Origin of the sequence: Jiangella muralis (genome assembly GCF_001270745.1) — a bacterium.
GTDB classification, from domain to species: domain Bacteria; phylum Actinomycetota; class Actinomycetes; order Jiangellales; family Jiangellaceae; genus Jiangella; species Jiangella muralis.
In genome coordinates this window covers 453,163-472,124 of sequence record NZ_LFXL01000010.1, presented here as the reverse complement: position 1 = coordinate 472,124, position 18,962 = coordinate 453,163, and the positions used below count along the sequence as shown (strand labels likewise).

Genomic DNA, 18,962 nt, shown 5'->3' with positions numbered 1-18,962 from the left:
GCCGTTCCCAGCGTCCGGCGACGTGTTCACCAACCAGGAGGGAGAGCTCGATGAGGAGCTTCAGAAGCGGGTGGATCGCCGCCGCGTGCGGCGGGCTGGCGCTCGTCGTCGGCGGATGCGGGTCCGACGATGCCGAGACCGGCCCCGGGGTGTCCGACGATCCGTGCCCCGACGCGGTCAACGAGGACAACGGCTGCATCTACCTGGGTGTGCTCTCCGACCTGACGGAGGGGCCGTTCGCGGCGCTCGCCGTGCCGATCACCGATGGCCAGGTGGCGTTCTGGCAGCGGGTGAACGAGGAGGGCGGTATCGGCGGCTACGACGTCGACATCACCGAGTACACCCGAGACACCCGGTACGACCCGCAGGAGCACAGCGCGGCCTACCGCGAGATCGAGCCGGAGATCCTGGCCCTCGCCCAGACCCTCGGCACCGAGACCACAGAAGCGATCCTCGGCGACATGGACTCCGACGACGTCGTCGGCGCGCCGGCGTCCTGGTGGTCCGGCTGGAACTTCGAGGACAACGACGACGGCCTCATCCTCGAGGCCGGCTACTCCTACTGCCTCGAGTCGCAGATCGGGCTCGACTGGTTCTCCGAGAACGTGGCGCCGCCGGAGACGGTGCTGGCAGTCGGCTATCCGGGCGACTACGGCGGCGACTCGGCCGCAGGCGTCGAGGCATGGACGGAGGCCGCCGGCGCGCAGTTCGCGGGCTTCGTGGAGACCGCACCGAACGCGCAGGTCGGTTCCCAGGACGCCGCCGTCGGCCAGGTGCTGCAGTCCGGTGCCGATGTGGTCGTGCTGGCCGTGGGGCCGGCGGAGACCGCGGAGATCGTCGGCGGCTCGGCCGCGAACGGGTTCACCGGCCAGTTCCTCGGCTCGGTCCCGACGTGGAACCCGGCGCTGCTCGACACGCCGGCCGCGCCCGCGCTGCAGGCGCTCTACACCAACGTCGCCCCGTGGGAGGACCTCGATGCAGATACCGAGGCGCACGCGGCGATCCGCGAGTCGCTCGGCGACGAGCTGCCGGCCAACCAGGGCTACATCTACGGCTGGATCTGGTCGTATCCCGTCAAGGCCGCTCTGGAGGCGGCCGCCGAGAACGACGACCTGACGCGTGAGGGCGTGCGGGCGGTGGTCGACGGGCTGGAGGTCGACTTCGAAGGCGCGCTCCCAGCCACCACGCTCGGCGGCGACCCGAACGAGAACGTCAACCGGACCGCCGTCATCAACAAGCCCGACCCGGAAGCTCCGCTGGGGCTGTCGTCCGTGGCGACCGGCGTGACTGGCACCAATGCGGACAGCTACGACTACGCGTCAGCGTGCTCCGGCTGACGGCGGCGGCCGCCCGCTCCTGGACAATCGGGGGATGAGCGACGTCTACACCGCCGCCGAGGCGCGCGCCGTGCTCGACCGGCTGCGCCCGACGCTGGCCGGCCTGATCGCGGTGCGCGCCGACCTCGCCGAACTGGGCGCCGCGGTCCAGGGTGGCGCGCCGACGCCGCTGGGCGGGCTGCCGGAGCTGAAGGCCGCGCAGGCCCGCCTCGACGAACTGCTGTCCGCTGTCGTCGCGGCCGGCGTCGAGGTCAAGGGCATCGCGCCGCTGCTGCTGGACTTCCCGTCCGTGCTCGACGACGAGCCGGTGCTGCTGTGCTGGCTGGAGGGCGACGCCGAGCTGGCGTGGTACCACCGCGCCGATCTCGGCTTCGCCGGGCGCCGGCCGCTGCCTCCGACCCCCTAGCGGTCCGGACCAGCGGCTTCACAAGATCGCCCCGACGCAGTACGGTCCGCAGCGGGCGGGCACGGGGGGCGCCTGACCGCAGCGGGCCCCGGCTCCCGAGTTCGTTCACGACCACGGTCGTCTCCGACGGACGAAGGAGTCCACCATGCGCGTGCCCCGCCGTCTCCTCCCTGCCGCCGCCGCCCTCGGGCTCGGCGTCTCGCTGCTGGTCACCAGCGGCGCGGGCGCCGACAACGGCGGCGAGCTCGAGGCCTACACCGCCGACGTCACCGCGCAGCAGGCGGCCGAGATCAGCGCCGACGGCCTCGACGTCACCGCCGCCGAGCCGACCGCGTCCGGCGTCCGCATGGACCTGGTGCTCACCGAGGACGAGGTGCGGGCGCTGCGCGGCCGCGGCGTCGACGTCGAGGTGAAGCGCAACGCCGACGGGCTCAGCGCCACCGAGGCGGCGGCCCGGCAGGCGGCTGCCGGGTTCACCGTCTGGCGGTCCTGGGACGAGGACGGCGGCCTGCGCGACCAGCTGTACGACCTCGCGAAGGACAACCCGCAGATCGCCAAGCTGGTCGTGCTCGGCGAGACGTACGAGGGCCGCGAGATCATCGCGCTCAAGTTGACCCAGGGCGCCCGCGGCATCGCCGACGGCACCCGCCCGGCGGTGCTGTACAGCTCGTTGCAGCATGCCCGCGAGTGGATCTCCGGCGAGGTCAACCGCCGGCTGCTCGACGACCTGGTCGACGGCTGGCGGGCCAACGACCGCGAGGTGCGCAGCCTGCTGCGCCGCAACGAGTACTGGTTCGTGCTGGTCGCCAACCCGGACGGCTACCAGTACACGTTCGACAACGAGCGGTTGTGGCGGAAGAACCTGCGCGACAACGACGGCGACGGCACCACCACGGCGCTCGACGGCGTCGACCCGAACCGCAACTACCCCGAGCACTTCCAGTACGACGAGGAGGGCTCGTCGTCGCTGATCTCCAGCGACACGTATCGCGGGCCGGAGGCCGGCTCCGAGCCGGAGACGCAGGCGATGCTGGCGCTCTACGACCGCGTCGACTTCGCCTTCCACGTGAACTGGCACTCCGCCGGCGAGTGGCTGCTGTACCCGGAGGGCTGGCAGACCGGCACCCCGAGCGGGGACGATCCGATCTACTACGCGCTGTCCGGGAACCGGGACACCCCGGCGATCGCCGGCTGGGAACCGGGGCTGTCGTCGGACGTCCTGTACGTGACCAACGGCGAGACCACCGACTTCGCGCATTCCCAGCGCGGCACCCTGGCGTGGACGCCCGAACTGGGCGAGGGCGTCGCCGGCAGCGGGTTCGTCTTCCCCGACGACGAGGCGCTGGTGCAGGCCGAGTTCGAGAAGGTGCTGCCGTTCGCCATGGACGTCGCGAAGTCCGCGGCCGACCCGGACGACCCGGTGTCGCACCTGGGCCTCACGACGAAGCCGTTCTACCTGCAGAGCGACGACACCTACAAGGCCGGCCTGCCGCAGGCCGACTTCACCTTCGACTACTCCTACGGCGACCCGCAGGAGGTGCGGGTGCTGGCCAAGCGCGACCTCGGCGCGGTGACGGTGAAGTACAGCGTCGACGGCGGCCCGGTTCAGAGCGCGCCCACCGAGGAGTGGAAGGGCGGCGACCGCTACGGCGGCGGCACCGACGTCTACTACCAGGTGATGAGCGGCGTCGTCACCGGCACCGACCCCGGCGACTCCGTCGAGGTGTGGTTCGAGGGCGGCGGGCAGACCAGCGACTCGTTCACCTACACCGCGGTCGAGGAGTCCGGCGACGACGTGCTGATCCTCGCCGCCGAGGACCACACCGGCGCCTCGCCGGTCCAGCCGCCCGGCGGCCCGCACCACCTGGCCGCCTACGAGGAGGCGCTGACGGCGAACGGCGTCGGCTACGACGTGTACGACGTCGACGCCCGCGGCCGGACGGCGCCGGATGCGCTGGGCGTGCTGTCGCACTACGACGCCGTCGTCTGGTACACCGGCGACGACGTCGTGACCCGGGAGCCGGGCTGGGCCGGCGGCAACGCGTCGCGGCTGGCCATGGACGAGCTGCTGGAGGTCCGCGACTTCCTCAACGAGGGCGGCCGGGTGCTCTACACCGGCAAGTACGCGGGCAGCCAGTACACCCAGAACCTCGGGCTGCAGGCCTACGACCCGACGGCCGCGAACGCGCAGTGCTCGTCCTCGCCCGTGGTCGCGGCGCGCTGCCGGGTGCTGGCCGGCTCCGGCGACCTCACCAACGACGTGCTGCAGTACTGGCTCGGCGCCTACCTGCTTGTGGACGACGCCGGCACCGGCGACGACGGCCTGCTCGACGTCATCGGCGGCGACGAGGGCCCGTTCGAGGGCCTGGCCTGGGGGTTCGACCCGGCCGGGAACCAGGACCACAGCAACTCGCAGGTCGTCACCAGCGGCATCCTCGACCCGGACACGTACCCGCAGTTCGACAGCTGGGTCGCGGCGCGCTGGGACCGCGAGGGTGGCCCGTTCGAGCCGCACACCGGCGACTTCTACGTCTACTCGCAGATCGGCGACGTCTCGTTCAAGCGGCTGACGAACACGATCAGCGTCCCGGCCGGCGGCGCCACGCTGTCATTCTGGACGTCGTACGACACCGAGGCGGCCTGGGACCACCTGTTCGTCGAGGCCGCACCGGCCGGCACCGACGACTGGACCACACTGCCGGACGCGAACGGGAACACGTCGCAGGAGACCGCGGGCGGCAGCTGCCCGGCCGGCTGGAACACCCTGCACCCGCGGCTGGAGCACTACCAGACCGTCGTCGACGGCACCACCTGCCTGCCGACCGGCACGACCGGCGCGTGGAACGCCGCGTCCGGCAACTCCGGCGGCTGGCAGCAGTGGTCGATCGACCTGTCCGCGTACGCCGGCGGCGACGTCGACCTGTCGCTCAGCTACGCCAGCGACTGGGCGGTTCAGGGCCTGGGCGTCTTCGTCGACGACATCACCGTCAGCACCGGTGCCGGCGACACGTCGTTCGAGACCGACCTCGGCGGCTGGGACGTGCCCGGCCCGCCCGAGGGGAGCGCGCCGAACGCCAACGACTTCATCCGCACGACGGCCGGCGGCTTCCCGGAGGCGGCGGTCACGGCGACGCCCGGCACGCTCTACGCCGGGTTCGGATTGGAGGGCATCGAGGACGCGGCCGAGCGGGCCGCCGTCATGGAGCGGGCGCTGAAGCACCTGCTCGGCTGACGGCGGCTCGATGGGGTGGCATGACCGGCCGCTCTAGCTGAACGGGTCCTCGTGATCTATGCAGCTTGGGTGGGCTGATCGCCGCGGGTGCCTTGGCACTGCTGACCATGCTGGATATCCGGACGAACCGGACGTCCGGGCGGCGGTCAGCCTAGCCAAGGTGATGGCCCGTGACCGGGTGAGGTGGCTGTCGCCGGGCGACAGTCGCCTCACCCATCAAGGGTGCGACCAACCGCGCCCGGTGCTGCCGACCGTGCGCCGGGGCCGTGCCGTTGGCCGTCCCCCTGGCGCCCCGACGCCCGCCCGGCGGGTCAGAGCGCCCGTGCGTCGGCGGCGATCAGCGCGGCCAGTTCGGCCGGCAGCTGGTCGCCGCCGACTCCGGCCTCGGCGATCGAGGCGACCCGGATCCAGTCGGACCGGTCGATCGCGCGCAGCAGCTGGTCGCGCAACGTGCGGTTGACGTCCGGGCCGGTGGCCAGCCGCACCAGGCCGGCCGCCGACGGCTGCACCGTCACGGTCGTGCTGGCCGTGGCGGTGCCGTTGACGCCGGTGGCCGTCACCTCGAGCGTGTGCTCGCCCGCGGCCAGCGTGTCGACGGCGATGGCGGCGCCCTCGGCGACCTCCGTGCCGTCCAGCGTGAGCGCGATCGACTCGGCCCGCTCCGACGTCACCGCCGGCACCAGCACGTCGCCGCGGGTCAGCGTCGCGCCGTCGGCCGGTGCCGCGAACGCCACCGTGGGCTCGTCCGGCACCGTCTGCACGTGCCGCGCGTTCCAGCCGACCAGCTCGCCCGGCTTGTTCGTGATGACGCCGTCGACGCCGAGGTCCCGCAGGATCGCCCACTGGGCCGGGTCGTCGATGGTGTACGGCATGACGGCGATCTCAGCAGCGTGCAGGTCCTCGACGACGTCGGTGCGGGTCTGCAGTGCCGTCCACGCCGGGTTGTAGGCGACGACGCCGAGCTCCTGCGCCGTCGCGACCGGGTCGGCGTCGAGGCTCGAGCGCAGCAGGCCCAGGCGCAGCTCCGGCTCGATCGTCCGCACGTCGCGCAGCACCTGCACGTCGAAGCTCTGCAGGAGGGTCTGCTCGATCAGGCCCTGGTCGCGCAGCTGGCCGACGATGAGCTCCAGCTCGGCGTACGTCTCCGGGCCCTTGACCTCCAGCAGCAGCGTCGGCGCGCGGCCCTTCATCAGCGCCAGCACGTCGAGCAGCGTCGGCACCGGCTGGCCGGTGAACGCGGTCGAGAACCACGACCCGGCGTCCAGGCCCTCGATGTAGTCCGACGTCACGGACGGCAGCGCGCCGGTGCCGTCCGTCGTCCGGTCCAGCGTGTTGTCGTGCAGGATGATCGGCACGCCGTCGGCGCTGGTCGCGACGTCGACCTCGACGTAGTCGGCGCCGGTGCGTAGCGCGGACTCCACCGCGGCGAGGGTGTTCTCGGGCGCCACCGATGAATAGCCGCGGTGCGCCACGACGGCGGGCGTCGACTCGGGGCCGACCGGTCGGATCACCGGCTCCTCCTCCAACTCCGTGACGACGACGTCGTCGAAGGATACGGTGCTGCCGTTCACGATCAGGCCCAGCACGCCCTGGTCGCTGCGCTGCAGGGCGCTGGTGCGCATGACCTCCTGGCCGTCGAAGATCCAGGTGGCCCGGCTGCCGTGCACCTCGACGGCGATGCGGACGTCGTTGCCCGTGCCGGCCGCGTGCGGTGCGGCCGCCGTGTTGGTGACGTTCCAGCCGTCGGACGTGGTGCGCTGGGCGAACTCGAGGCCGTTGGCGGCGGTCGTGCCGCTGCGCATGGTGGCGATCCACCACGGCGTGGACCCGTCCGGCGCGATGTCCATGCCGACGGCGGTCCACCGGGCGGCGTTGGCGACCTGCTCGAACCTCGCCGTCACCTCGACCCGGAAGTTGCGCAGGTGCGGGCCGAACGTGATGCGCGACAACTGGCTCGACGACGTGCTCACGCCGACCAGCCGCCCGTCCGACACCGACCACTGGCCGTCGACGGCGGTCCAGCCGGCCGGGAGCTCACCGCCGGAGAAGTCCTCGCTCAGCACGACGGCGGGCTCGGCTGCCTCGGGTGTCTCGGCCGCCGCGGGTGCCGCGATGAGGGCCGCGCTCAGCGCGGCGACCGGCAGGGCGGTGGCGAGGAGTAAGGACGGTCTGGGCAGGCGCACGGGGTCCTCCAGGTGTCGGGGGTTGGTATCACTGGACGGTGCGGCAGCATCAGCCCGCGAGCGCGGCCACGTCCCAGGTGCGCAGCCGGCCGCACATGCCGTACCGGTAGGGCTGTTCGCGTCGCTCGCCGACGTGCACGGAGGCGGTCCGCAGGTGGCCGGCGTCGCCGGCGGCGAGGGCGGTCAGCGTGCGACCGGTCTCGTCGACCCCGTCGCGGACGGAGCGCTGCCAGGTCTCCTGCCAGCCGGGCACCTTCGCGGCGACCAGCGCGCCGGCCCGCTCGTACAGCGACGACAGCGCGGCCGGCCCTTCCACCGCGACGCGGCGACGCAGGTCGGCGAAGCCGGCCAGCGCGAGGTCGCGACGGGCCCGGGCGGCGGCCGCGACCGCGTCCTCGTCCGCGGCGCCGCTCGGCAACGCGGCGGCCGCGGCGTATCCAGCGGGGTCGGCCAGCACGTCGTCGGGGAAGGTGAAGACGGCGTCGCCGGCCTCGGGCAGCCCGGCGTTCTGCATGACGACGACGATCTGCAGGCCGCCGTCGTTGACCAGCCGGTGCACCGTGCCCGGCGTGAACCACAGCACGGTGCCCGCGGTCAGCGGGTGCGACCCGGCGCCGGCGGCGCTCAGCGTCTCCAGCCGGCCGCTCCCGCCGACCACCACGTAGCCCTCGCCGGACGCCGTGTGCAGGTGCGGCGACCCGCCGGCCAGCCCGTCGTCGCCGGGCCAGTCATAGACGGTGAGATGGCTGACCGCCGTTCCGCCGGGAAACCCTGGCCGACCTGCACCCATACGAAGACCTCCTGCGCGATGCGACGGAAAGCGCTCTCCCAGCCTACGTGGAGACGGCGAGGCGCGAAAGGCCCCGGCGGCCGGGCCGCCGGAACCCCCGCGAACGACCTCAGTCGCCGATGAACGGACCACCGGCCGGGCTCTTGCGCCACACCGTGACGACCGACGGCCGCGGCTGGTCGCCGTACGGGAACGTCGAGATCGGGGTGTCCGGCGAGGCGCCGCTGCCCTCGCCCGGGTGCTGCACCGCGATGGTGGCGGTGCGGCCGTCCGGCGTGATGAACGGGCCGCAGCACTCAGCGCCCTTCGGGACCGAGGCGAACCGGCGGACGTGGCCCTTGTCGTCGCCCTCGACCGGCATCACGAACAGGCCGTCGGCGATGCTGCTGGCGCCGGGCATGCCGTCGGTGGAGATCCACAGCCGGCCGGCCGGGTCGAAGGCCACGTTGTCCGGGCAGGACATGTGGCTGACCTGCGACTTGTCGTAGCCGTCGTAGTAGGTGGACGGGTCGGACGGGTTGCCCGCCAGCACCAGGATCCGCCAGCTGAAGGTGAGCGCCGCCGCGTCGTTGCCGTCCTCGTCGATGCCGACGATGTGGCCCCACTTGTTGTTCAGGCGCGGGTTGGGCTCCTCGACGCCGGTGGACGCGTTGCGCGCGGTGTTGTTCGTCAGCGCGATGACGACGGTGCCGGTGACGGGGTTGCGCTCGACGTCCTCGGGCCGGTCCATCTTGGTGGCGCCGGCCTTGTCGCCGGCCAGCCGGGTGAACGTCAGCACCTCCTCGACGCTCATACCGTCGACCTTGCTCGTGCCGCCGACCACGAGCGGCAGCCACCGGCCGGTGCCGTCGAACTCGCCGTCGGAGGGCAGTGTGCCGGTGCCATCGATCTCGGCGGCCGGGCTGTCGCCGGTGAACTTCGCGACGTAGAGGTCGCCCTCCTCCAGCAGCCGCAGGTTGGCGTCGCGGTCGCGCTTGCTGGTGCCCGGACGGAACGTGTTCTTGGAGATGAACTTGTACACGTAGTCGAACCGCTCGTCGTCGCCCAGGTAGGCGACGGCGCGGCCGTCCTCCGCGATGGAGATGGTGGCGCCCTCGTGCTTGAACCGGCCCAGCGCGGTGTGCTTGCGCGGGGTCGACTTCGCGTCGAACGGGTCGATCTCGACGATCCAGCCGAACCGGTTCGGCTCGTTCGGCTCCTGGGCGAGATCGAAGCGCTTGTCTGTCTTCTCCCAGCCGCGCTCGGTGCCGGCGGCGGTGCGGATGCCGTACCGGGCGTACCGCGCGGCCGTCGTCTCGTCGGTGATGGCGGCGGACGCACCGAAGTACTGGTTGAAGTTCTCCTCGGCGGTGAGGATGGTGCCCCACGGCGTGGTGCCGCCGGCGCAGTTGTTCAGCATGCCGAGGACCTTCGTGCCGGTGCGGTCGGCGCTGGTCTTCAGCAGGTCGCTGCCGGCCACCGGGCCGGTCACCGCGAACTGCGTCTTGGTGTGGATGCGGCGGTTGTAGCGACGCCGTCCGCCGACCGGCAGCCACTCGCCGGTCTCGGCGACCCGCTCGATCTCGACGACGGAGCCGCCGTGCGCGGCCTGCGAGACGAGCAGCTGGTCGACGGTGGCCGCGGCGGCGCCGGTCCAGCCGCGGAACATCAACTCCTCGTTGGTGTACTCGTGGTTCACCCAGAGCAGGCCCTTGGTGAAGCCGCGGTCCAGCGGCAGGATCGCCACGAAGTCGCAGTTGTAGCCGAACTGCCCGAGCTGGGCGGCCTCGGTCTGGTGGTCGAAGTCGAACTCCGGCGCGCCCGGCAGGATCGGGTCGCCCCAGGCCACCGTCACCGACCAGTCGTAGCCGTTGGGCACCACGATGGTGTCCAGGGTGTTGTCGCCGACGGAGCGGAAGCCGACCGGGCGGCCGCGCTCGGGCAGGTCCGGGAAGCTCGGGTTCGGCGGCTTCGGGCCGGACGACGTGGTGCTCGCGCTCGCCGGGGCAGCGGCGGCGGCCAGCGCGCCGCTCCCGACGCCGGACCCGACGACCAGCGCGGCGACGGCGCCGCTGCGGAGCAGGCCACGCCGCGACATCGCCTTGTTCACCATGTCGCCGAAGTACTCGTTGTCGCTCTCGTTCGGCACCGGGTGGAAGCAGGCGTCGGCGCAGCGGTACTTGCACGTCATGGCGCTGCGGCCGCCGTGCACGCCACCCAGGACGGGCAGCAGGCGGCGGCGCTGGGCGCCTTCGGGTTCGGGCATGGGAGTCCCTTCGTCACAGCTCCGGCACGTTCTCACCAGAACCTAGGAACCGGTGCGCGCGAGAACCACCACGTCAGGACGAACAGAAGGTGAAGGACACGTGTGGGACGGGACCGGCGCCGCGGACGAGGGACGCCGGCCCGCCCTTCCCACCCCCCGAGTTCAGTCCACCCCGAGCTCAGTCACCGATGAACCTCCCGCCGGTCGGGCTGGTGCGCCAGACGGTGACGACGGACGGCCGCGGCTGGTCGCCGTGCGGGAACGTCGACGCGGGCGCCTCGGGGGAGGCGCCGTCCTCCTCGCCGGGATGCTGGACGGCGATCAGCGCGGTGCGGCCGTCCGGCGTGATGCACGGTCCGCAGCACTCGGCGCCCACCGGGACCGAGGCGAACCGGCGCAGGTGACCGGCGTCGTCGCCGTCGAGCGGCATGACGAACATGCCGTCGTTGGCGCCGACTGACCCGGGCATGCCGTCGGTGGCCAGCCAGAGCCGGCCGGACGGGTCGAACGCGACGTTGTCGGGGCAGCTGATCATGCTGACCTGCGACTTGTCGAAGCCGGCGTAGTAGGTCGACGGGTCCTCGGGATCGCCGGCGACCAGCACGAGCGACCAGGTGAACGCCGTCGCGGCCGCGTCGCCGCCGTCCTCGTCCAGCGCCAGGACCTGGCCCCACCGGTTGGTGGCCCGCGGGTTCGCCTCGTCGGCCTGGGCGGGCGTGCGGCGGTCGTTGTTGGTCAGCGCCATGAACACGGTGCCCGTGACGGGGTGCGGCTCGACGTCCTCGGGGCGGTCCATCTTCGTCGCGCCGGCGCGGTCGGCGGCCAGCCGGGTGAACACCAGCACCTCCTCGACGCTCATGCCGTCGACGGCGCTCTCGCCGCCGCTGACCAGCGGCAACCACTCGCCGGCCCCGTCGAACAGCCCGTCGGACGGCAACCGGCCGGAGCCGTCGATCTCGCTGGCCGGGCTGTCGCCGGTGAACCGCGCGACGTAGAGGTCGCCGTCCTCGAGCAGGGTGAGGTTGTGCCGGCGGTCGCGGTCCGAGCCGCCGTCGCGGAACCGGCCGGACGACACGAACTTGTAGACGTACTCGAACCGCTCGTCGTCGCCCATGTAGACCGCGACCCGGCCGTCCGCCGTCAGCGCCGTCGTCGCGCCCTCGTGCTTGAACCGGCCCAGCGCGGTGAGCTTGTGCGGCGTCGAGCGCGGGTCGTACGGGTCGATCTGGCAGACCCAGCCGAACCGGTTCGGCTCGTTCGGCTCGGCGCTGACGTCGAAGCGGGCGTCGGCGCGCTCCCAGGCGCGGCTGGTGCCGGCGGTGGTGCGGATGCCGTAGCGGGCGTACCGCGCGGCCGTCACCGGATCGGTGACGTCGGCGGACGCGCCGAAGTACTGGTTGACATTCTCCTCGCCGGTCAGCACGGTGCCCCACGGCGTGGTGCCGCCGGCGCAGTTGTTCAGCATGCCCAGGACGGTCGTTCCCGCGGGGTCGGCGGCGGTGCGCAGCAGGTCGCTGCCGGCGGCCGGGCCGGTGACGCGGAACGGGGTGCCGGCGTGGATGCGCCGGTTGTGCCGGCGGCGTCCGCCGGCCGGGAGCCACTCGCCGGTGTCGCCGACCCGCTCGATCTCGACGATCGACCCGCCGTGCGCCGCCATCGCGATGCGCAGCTGCTCCACCGTGGCGCCGGCCGCGCCGGTCCAGCCGCGGAACATCAGCTCCTCGTTGGTGTACTCGTGGTTCACCCAGAGCAGCGCGCGCTGGAAGCGGCGGTCCAGCGGGTAGACGGCCACGAAATCGCAGTTGTAGCCGAACTGCTCACGCTGGGCGGCCGCGGTCTGGTGCTCGAAGTCGAACTCCGGCGCGCCCCGGAACATCGGATCGCCCCACGCGATGGTGACCGACCAGTCGTACCCGTTCGGGACGACGACGGCGTCGAGCGTGTTGTCGCCGACCGGGCGGAAGCCGACCGGCCGGCCGTACTCCGGGCCGTCCGGGTGGTCCGGCGTGGGCGGGACCGCGGCGTCGCCGTCGGTGCGGCCGTCGGCGTCCGACGCGACGGCGGCCAGCGTGCCGGGCGCGCCCGCCCCGACGACGACAGCGGCCGCGACGGCCCCGCCGCGGAGCAGGCCGCGCCGGCTGACGGCCGCCTCGACGACGTCGCCGAAATAGGCGTTCTCGCTGGTGTTGGGCGGTTCGTGGGCGCAGGCGTCGGCGCAGCGGTAACGGCAGGTCATGGCGCTGCGGCCGCCGCGGGCGCCGTCGAGCAGCGGGAGCAGCCGCCGCCGGCCGGGGACGTCGTCGAGGTCGGGCATCGGTGTGACTCCCTCTGCCGGGGGCGCGAACGTGGTGTCACAGCGTAGGTAAACATTCACCCGTTGGCTACCAAAAAGTCACGAAACGTGTGGCGGCGGTTTCCGCGTGCACCGGTTCACGCCAGGTTGACACGGCCCGCCCGTAGGGTGGGTGCCCTCCCGGCCGGGAGGGGCCCGACCCCGCCGCCCGCCACGAACCTCCGCCGGGCTCGCCGGCCGGCGTGATCAGGTGACGTTCTGCCACGGTTTGGCGGCCGGTACGTCACCTGATCGTTTCGTGTCCACCTGATGGAGCTGATCGGGTGACCTACCGGCCCCGGTCCTCGGCGTGTTCGTCACCTGATCGTTCTTCCGAAGATGATCAGGTGACGAAGCGGGGCCAGGGGTCTGACGCTCGGTTGGCCGGCCCGGTGCTTGACGCTCGGTTGGCCGGCCCGGTGCTTGACGCCTGGTGGGCCGGCGCGGTGGTTGACGCTCGGTTGGCCGGCGTGCGGTTCACGCCTCGTTGACACGGCCCGCCCGTAGGGTGGGTGCCCTCCCGGCCGGGAGGGGCCCGACCCCCGCCGCGAACCGTGCCGCCGGCAGCGGCGAACCGTGCCGCCGGCAGCCGCGAACCGCGCCAACGGCACCCGTGAACCCGCGCCATCGGCAGCGGCGAACCGCACCATCAGCAACCATGAACCGTGCCGCCGGCACCCATGAACCGTGGTACTGGCAGTCGCGAACCGCACCACCGGGCCGAAAGGGTGCATGCTGGAGGACACAGGAGAGGGGGCCGGCATGGTCGCGACTTCGCTGATCGAACGCATCCGCGGCGGCATCATCGGCGAGGGCGAGGTCCTGCACGGGCCGTACGGCGCGCGCCGCATGACGTATGCCGACTACACGGCGTCGGGACGGTCGCTGGACTTCATCGAGGACTTCGTCCGCGAGCAGGTGCTGCCGCTCTACGCCAACACGCACACCGAGAGTTCCGGCACCGGGCTGCAGACCACGCTGCTGCGCGAGGACGCCCGCCGCACCATCCGCGAGTCGGTCGGCGGCACCGACGACCACCTGGTCATCTTCACCGGCTCCGGCGCCACCGCGGCGGTCAACAAGCTCGTCCACATCCTCGAGCTGCGGCTGCCGGCCGGCGCGCCGAAGCGGCACGGCGTCCTGTACGACGTTCCGCAGAACCGGCCGGTGGTGTTCGTCGGGCCGTACGAGCATCACTCCAACGAGCTGCCGTGGCGCGAGACCATCGCTGACGTCGTCGCGGTCGACACCGACGCCGACGGCCACATCGACCTCGACCAGCTGGACGAGTTGCTGCGCGCCTACGCCGACCGGCCGCTGCGCATCGGCAGCTTCTCCGCCGCGTCCAACGTCACCGGCGTGCTGACGAACGCCGACCGCATCGCGGCGCTGCTGCACGAGCATGGCGCGCTGTCGTTCTGGGACTATGCCGCCGCCGCGCCCTACGTCCCCATCCGCGTGGCCGAGAGCGCGCCCGGCGCCGGCGACCACAAGGACGCGATCTTCCTGTCGCCGCACAAGTTCGTCGGCGGGCCGCAGACGCCCGGCGTGCTGGTGGTCGACCGCGCGCTGGTGCGCAATGAGGTCCCGTCCGTCCCCGGCGGCGGCACCGTCGAGTTCGTCAGCCCCGACGAGCACCGCTACCTCGACGACCCCGTCGCCCGCGAGGAGGGCGGCACCCCGGCCATCGTCGAATCGATCCGGGCCGGGCTGGTGTTCGGGCTCAAGGACGCCGTCGGCACCGACCTCATCCAGGAGCGCGAGGAGGCGCTCTGGCGCTACGCGCTGCGCCGCTGGCAGGACGTCCCGCAGATCGACGTGCTCGGCAACCCCGACGTCCCGCGGCTGTCCATCGTGTCGTTCCGCCTCCGCCACGGCGACCGCTTCCTGCACCACAATTTCGTCGTCGCGCTGCTCAACGACCTGTTCGGCATCCAGGCGCGCGGCGGTTGTTCCTGCGCCGGGCCGTACGGGCACCGGCTGCTGTCCGTCGGGCCGGACGAGTCGCGCGGCTTCCGCGACGTCGTCGGCGTCGGCTGCGAGGGCATCAAGCCAGGCTGGACCCGGCTGAACTTCAACTACTTCATCTCCGACACCGTCCGCGACTACCTGGTCGACGCGGTCGAGCTGATCGCCCGCGACGGGTACCGGCTGCTGCCCGACTACGGCTTCGACCCGCACACCGGGCTGTGGCGGCACCGCGAGGGCACGTCGCGCCCGCCGGTCCGGCTGACCGGGCTGCACTACGACGAGCAGGGCCTCCTGGTCGGCGCCGAGCGGCACGAGCGGGTCGGCGAGGACACGCTCGCCGAGCACCTGGCCGACGCGCGTGACGTGCTGGCCGGCCGGCCCGACGCCGTCGAGGACGGGCCGACCGGGCTGTCGGCGGAGTTCGAGGCGCTGCGCTGGTTCACGCTGCCGCCGTCGTGCGTGCTGGCGGGGGACACCTCGGTCGAGGTGCTGGTCGACGACCGCTGCGCCCACCCCTGAGAACTCAGGAGAGCGCCCACGCCAGCAGCACGAGCGCCTGGCCGGCCGCTTGCGCGAGGGCGAAGCGGCGCAGCGAAGGGAGCAGCGCCGCCCACTCGACCGCCGCCCGCACCGGCACGACGGCGGCCAGTGCGGCCGTCACGTGGGTGGCGTGGGCGCCGAGCAACGCGAGACTCAGCCAGCCGGTGATCGCCCCGTCGGCGGTCAGCCCGCTCAGCGCGCACACCGCCAGGAACGCCGTCGTCGCGTGCGAGGCGGGCAGCGCCGTCGCCGAGCCGCCGACCAGCACCGCCACCGCCAGGACGAACGGCGACACCGGCGTCCAGCCGGCCACCGCGAGCACCGTCACCACGACGGACGCCGCGAGCGCCGGGCGCAACGCCCAGCCGGGCAGCGCGGGTCCGAGCGCCCCGGGCGCGGCCGCCGCCGTCACCGTCGCACCCCGCGGGCGAGCAGCCGCAGCCGGGCCAGGCCGAGGCCCAGTGCCGCCGGGTCGGCCGCGCTGACCGGGACGCCGGCCGCCTCCAGCGCCCGGATCCGCTCCTGCCGCTCGGCCAGCACCAGCCGCGCCGCCAGCGTCGTCGCGGTGTCGGCGGCGTCGAGGACCAGCGGCGCCGGCAGCACGTCGACCGCGACCACCGGATGCCCGCGCCGCCGCCACGTCACCGCCAGCGTCCCCGGCGCGTCGTCCAGGAAGACCGAGGTGACGACGACGATCGCGCCCGGCGGCAGCCGCGGGGCGTGCCGAGGCGCGGGGAGCGCGTCGCCGGAGCCGGGCCGCCGCGTGCGCCGGGCGAGGTGCGTGCGCAGCCGGAGCAGGTGCCGGCGGCCGCTGCCCAGGTGGACGGGGTCGAGCGGGCGGGCGAGGTCGAGGACGCCGACGCGGTCGCCGTGCTCGATGTAGGCGGCCGCGACCGACGCGACGGTGTCGACGGCGACGTCGATGCTGGTGCGGCCCGGCCGTTCGGCGTGCTCGCCGAGGTCCAGCCAGGCGGCGACGTCGGCGGGCAGGTCGTAGCGGTTGTCCAGGCAGCAGACGACGTCCGCGTCGGCGTCGACCAGCGTGTGCCGCGTGTAGAGCGTCTCGCGCGGGCCGGCCTGACGCGCCGTCACCCGCCAGTCGATGCGGCGCAGCCGGTCGCCGGGCTGGAACGGCGACACGTCGTGCAGTTCGGTGCCCTCGCCGGGGCGGCGGGTGCGGTGCGCGCCGACCATGCCGGCCGGACGCGGCGGCAGCGGGCCGGGCGGCAGCGCGGGCGCGACGGCGGGCAGCACCTGCGCGGTGTACGGCGTGCCCGCGACCGGCCCGGCGACCAGCAGGCCGTCGGCGGCGGCCGCGAGGTGGTCCGGCCGGGCCAGCTGCTGCGCGCCCCAGCGCGGCGCCGTCACCTCGACCACCAGCTGCCGTTCGCCGTCCGCGGGCGCGGCCACCACGACGGCGTCGGCGTCGCCGCCCGCCTCGGCCGGCGGCAGCACCGTCGCGACCAGCTGCGCGTCGGACGGCCCCAGCCGGACCGCGACCGGGACGGACCGGCCGGCGTCGAGGATCCGCGGCCCGATGGCGCGCACCTCGGGCGGTGGCCGCCGCGCACGCCGTTCGGCCGCCGTCCCCAGCGCCAGCGCGGTGCCCACGACCAGCGGGACGCCGAGCAGGACGAGGTCCGCGCGGCCGAGCGCCAGCCCCGTCGCGGCCAGCAGCGCCGGCAGCAGCAGCGACCGCGCCAGCGCCGGGGTGGCCCGCCAGACGTTGTCGCGGGTCATCGGCCCGATGCCGGTCCCGGGACCTGTCCGAGCACGTCGGTGACGATGTCCGCGGTGCGCAGCCGCGTCGTCCACGCCTCCGGCGTCAGCGTCAGCCGGTGCGCCAGCGCGGACACCGCGACCTCCTTCACGTCCTCCGGCAGCACGTAGTCGCGGCCGTCGAGCACGGCCAGCGCCCGGGAGGCCAGCAGCAGCGCCAGCGAGCCGCGCGGTGACGCGCCCACCTCGACCGCCCGGTGCCGCCGGGTCGCGGCGGCGAGGTCGACGCAGTACGCGACGATCGACGGGTCCGCGTCGACGCTCTCGACCCCGGCCTGCAGCCCGCGCACCATCTCGGCGTCGACGACCGGCTCGACCTCGGCCGCCTCCTGCCGGCGGGCGATGCGCCGGGCCAGCACCTGCGCCTCGTCCGGCGGCTCCAGGTAGCCGGCCGACAGCCGGAGCATGAAGCGGTCCAGCTGCGCCTCCGGCAGCGGGTAGGTGCCCTCGTACTCGACCGGGTTCGACGTCGCGAGGACGTGGAACGGCCGGGGCAGGGCGAACGTGCGGCCCTCCACCGTCACCTGCCGCTCCGCCATCGCCTCCAGCAGCGCCGACTGCGTCTTCGGCGGCGTCCGGTTGATCTCGTCGGCCAGCAGCAGGCCCGCGAACACCGGGCCCGGCCGGAACCCGAACTCGCGCGTCCCCGGGTCCCACACGAACGACCCCGTCACGTCGCCCGGGAGCAGGTCGGGCGTGCACTGGAGCCGGCGGAACTCCAGCCCCAGCGCCGCGGCCAGGCTGCGCGCGGCCAGCGTCTTGCCCAGCCCCGGGACGTCCTCGAACAGGACGTGCCCGCCGGCCAGGATCGCGGCCAGCGCCAGCCGCAGCGTCCGCCGCATCCCGACGACCGCCGTCCCGACGCCATCGAGGACGTCCGACCCCACCCGGGCCACCTCGGCGACCGGGAGGGTCGTGCTGCTGGGTGACGTCATGGACCGGCTCCTTCTCGTTGGTCAAGTCGTTCGATCGCGCTCACCACCGCGTCGACGTCGCGCAGGCTGGGCCGCATCGTCTGGGCCGACAGTGCCGCGTGCACGTCCGGGCCGAGCGCCTCGGCCGCCCGCGGATCGTCCCACTCCAGCCCCAGGCGGCGCAGCCGGGCCGCGGCGAGCGAGCGCAGCCGCTGGTGCAACGCGGGGTCGTAGTCGTTCTCGTACCGGCGCAGCCGGTTGGCCAGCCGCCACACCTGCCCGGATCCGCCGCCGGAGGCCGGCTTCGGCCGAGCCGGCCAGCGGCCGTACCAGCCGGGCGGGATGCTCAGCACGGCCAGCGTCCCGGCCGTCACACAGGCGCCGATCAGGATCGGCCGCAGCCCCTGGACGCCGAACAGCCAGGCCACGGCGCCGGCCCCCGCGCCCAGCAGGACGGCTCGGACGATCGCCCGGCGGCTCATCGGGCCCCAGCCGTCCCGATCGTGCCCACCACGAGGTCCAGCGCCCGCCGCGCCGCCGCGACGTCGTCCGGCCCCAGGTCCGGCCGGGCCGCGAACCGGGCCCGGTGGTACAGCCCGAGCAGCGTCGCCACCGCGTCCTCGTCGGCGTGGTGACGGCGCAGCAGCGCGGCCGTGAACTCGGTCGGCGTCTGGGCCGGGTCGCGCGGCGCCCCGCTGCCGGCCGCCGCCGACTCCAGCGCCAGCCACGCCGCGACGACCGCCGCCGCGGCATCCGGCGCCGGCCCGGCCAGCGCGGTCGCGGCCGAACGCGCCCCCTCGCGCAGGCCGGCGGCCTCGTCGGCGGGGTCGTCGAGCGCATCGACGTGGCCGCCGAGCACCGCCCGCCGCCGGCCCGCGAACCGTCCCCGCAGCTCCGGCAGCAGCCGTCGCAGCAGGTAGTAGGCGAGGTACGCCACGGCGAGCGCCCCGATCGCCAGCACGACCGGCCACGGCACGGAGAACCCGCCGGTCCCGCCGTCAGGGATCGGCTGCTCCGTCTGCCCGAGGTCGAAGGACGGCAGCGGCTCGAGCGGCTCGGCTCGTCCGGGATCAGCCGTGCCGCTGAGCCAGCCCGGCTCCCGCACCTCGGCCGGTCCCGCGGCCAGTGCCAGCACGACGACGAGCGCTGCCGCCGCGACCACGGCGGCAGCCAGCGGCCCGCCGGTGGAACGTCGTCGCTGCGGCCAGTGCATTGCGGCAATCCTCGCATATG

General features: G+C 73.8%; 13 protein-coding genes. 4 read left to right on the top strand and 9 right to left on the bottom strand.

Annotated elements, in window-relative coordinates; all coding sequences use genetic code 11:
- Positions 1 to 50 precede the first annotated feature (50 nt).
- The 3 genes from ACW62_RS20150 (at position 51) to ACW62_RS20140 (ending at position 4,975) form a co-directional block, all read left to right on the top strand.
- Positions 51 to 1,337, top strand: a complete 1,287-nt coding sequence (locus ACW62_RS20150) for an ABC transporter substrate-binding protein (protein WP_053205876.1) — start codon at positions 51 to 53, stop codon at positions 1,335 to 1,337.
- Positions 1,338 to 1,371: 34 nt separating this feature from the next.
- Positions 1,372 to 1,743 carry a DUF2203 domain-containing protein gene (locus tag ACW62_RS20145; RefSeq protein WP_053205875.1) on the top strand — a complete coding sequence of 124 codons (372 nt, stop codon included), beginning with the start codon at positions 1,372 to 1,374 and terminating at the stop codon, positions 1,741 to 1,743.
- Positions 1,744 to 1,888: 145 nt separating this feature from the next.
- A complete protein-coding gene (locus ACW62_RS20140; RefSeq protein WP_053205874.1) occupies positions 1,889 to 4,975 on the top strand; it encodes a M14 family metallopeptidase in 3,087 nt (1,028 codons plus the stop codon).
- Between the two features lie 311 nt (positions 4,976 to 5,286).
- Here ACW62_RS20140 and ACW62_RS20135 read toward each other — a convergent pair whose 3' ends face one another.
- The 4 genes from ACW62_RS20135 to ACW62_RS20120 form a co-directional block, all read right to left on the bottom strand.
- Positions 5,287 to 7,158, bottom strand: coding sequence for a glycerophosphodiester phosphodiesterase (locus ACW62_RS20135; RefSeq protein WP_205629484.1), 1,872 nt, complete (start codon positions 7,156 to 7,158; stop codon positions 5,287 to 5,289).
- A 49-nt stretch (positions 7,159 to 7,207) separates the two neighbouring features.
- Positions 7,208 to 7,948, bottom strand: a complete 741-nt coding sequence (locus ACW62_RS20130) for a cupin domain-containing protein (RefSeq protein ID WP_053205872.1) — start codon at positions 7,946 to 7,948, stop codon at positions 7,208 to 7,210.
- Positions 7,949 to 8,057: 109 nt separating this feature from the next.
- A complete protein-coding gene (locus ACW62_RS20125; protein ID WP_053205871.1) occupies positions 8,058 to 10,193 on the bottom strand; it encodes a PhoX family protein in 2,136 nt (711 codons plus the stop codon).
- Positions 10,194 to 10,371: 178 nt separating this feature from the next.
- Positions 10,372 to 12,507 carry a PhoX family protein gene (locus ACW62_RS20120; protein ID WP_053205870.1) on the bottom strand — a complete coding sequence of 712 codons (2,136 nt, stop codon included), beginning with the start codon at positions 12,505 to 12,507 and terminating at the stop codon, positions 10,372 to 10,374.
- A gap of 780 nt (positions 12,508 to 13,287) precedes the next feature.
- On the opposite strand from ACW62_RS20120, the gene ACW62_RS20115 reads away from it, so the two are divergent.
- Positions 13,288 to 15,015 carry an aminotransferase class V-fold PLP-dependent enzyme gene (locus tag ACW62_RS20115; RefSeq protein ID WP_205629483.1) on the top strand — a complete coding sequence of 576 codons (1,728 nt, stop codon included), beginning with the start codon at positions 13,288 to 13,290 and terminating at the stop codon, positions 15,013 to 15,015.
- 4 nt (positions 15,016 to 15,019) lie between these two features.
- On the opposite strand, the gene ACW62_RS20110 is transcribed toward ACW62_RS20115, so the two are convergent.
- Genes ACW62_RS20110 through ACW62_RS20090 form a run of 5 tightly spaced genes read right to left on the bottom strand, consistent with a single transcriptional unit; the run spans position 15,020 to position 18,942 of the window.
- On the bottom strand, positions 15,020 to 15,448 hold the full coding sequence (locus ACW62_RS20110; RefSeq protein ID WP_053205868.1) for a hypothetical protein: 429 nt from the start codon (positions 15,446 to 15,448) through the stop codon (positions 15,020 to 15,022).
- A complete protein-coding gene (locus ACW62_RS35345; protein ID WP_053205867.1) occupies positions 15,445 to 16,776 on the bottom strand; it encodes a DUF58 domain-containing protein in 1,332 nt (443 codons plus the stop codon). The genes ACW62_RS20110 and ACW62_RS35345 overlap by 4 nt, the downstream gene beginning before the upstream one ends.
- Positions 16,773 to 17,750: an AAA family ATPase gene (locus tag ACW62_RS20100; protein ID WP_053205866.1), complete on the bottom strand. Its 978-nt coding sequence runs from the start codon at positions 17,748 to 17,750 to the stop codon at positions 16,773 to 16,775. The genes ACW62_RS35345 and ACW62_RS20100 overlap by 4 nt, the downstream gene beginning before the upstream one ends.
- Complete coding sequence (locus ACW62_RS20095; RefSeq protein ID WP_053205865.1) at positions 17,747 to 18,211, bottom strand: hypothetical protein; 465 nt, start codon at positions 18,209 to 18,211, stop codon at positions 17,747 to 17,749. The genes ACW62_RS20100 and ACW62_RS20095 overlap by 4 nt, the downstream gene beginning before the upstream one ends.
- Positions 18,208 to 18,942 (bottom strand): DUF4129 domain-containing protein, encoded by a 735-nt coding sequence (locus ACW62_RS20090; RefSeq protein ID WP_053205864.1) that lies wholly within the window; start codon positions 18,940 to 18,942, stop codon positions 18,208 to 18,210. Before ACW62_RS20090 ends, ACW62_RS20095 begins: the two co-directional genes overlap by 4 nt.
- Positions 18,943 to 18,962: the final 20 nt, after the last annotated feature.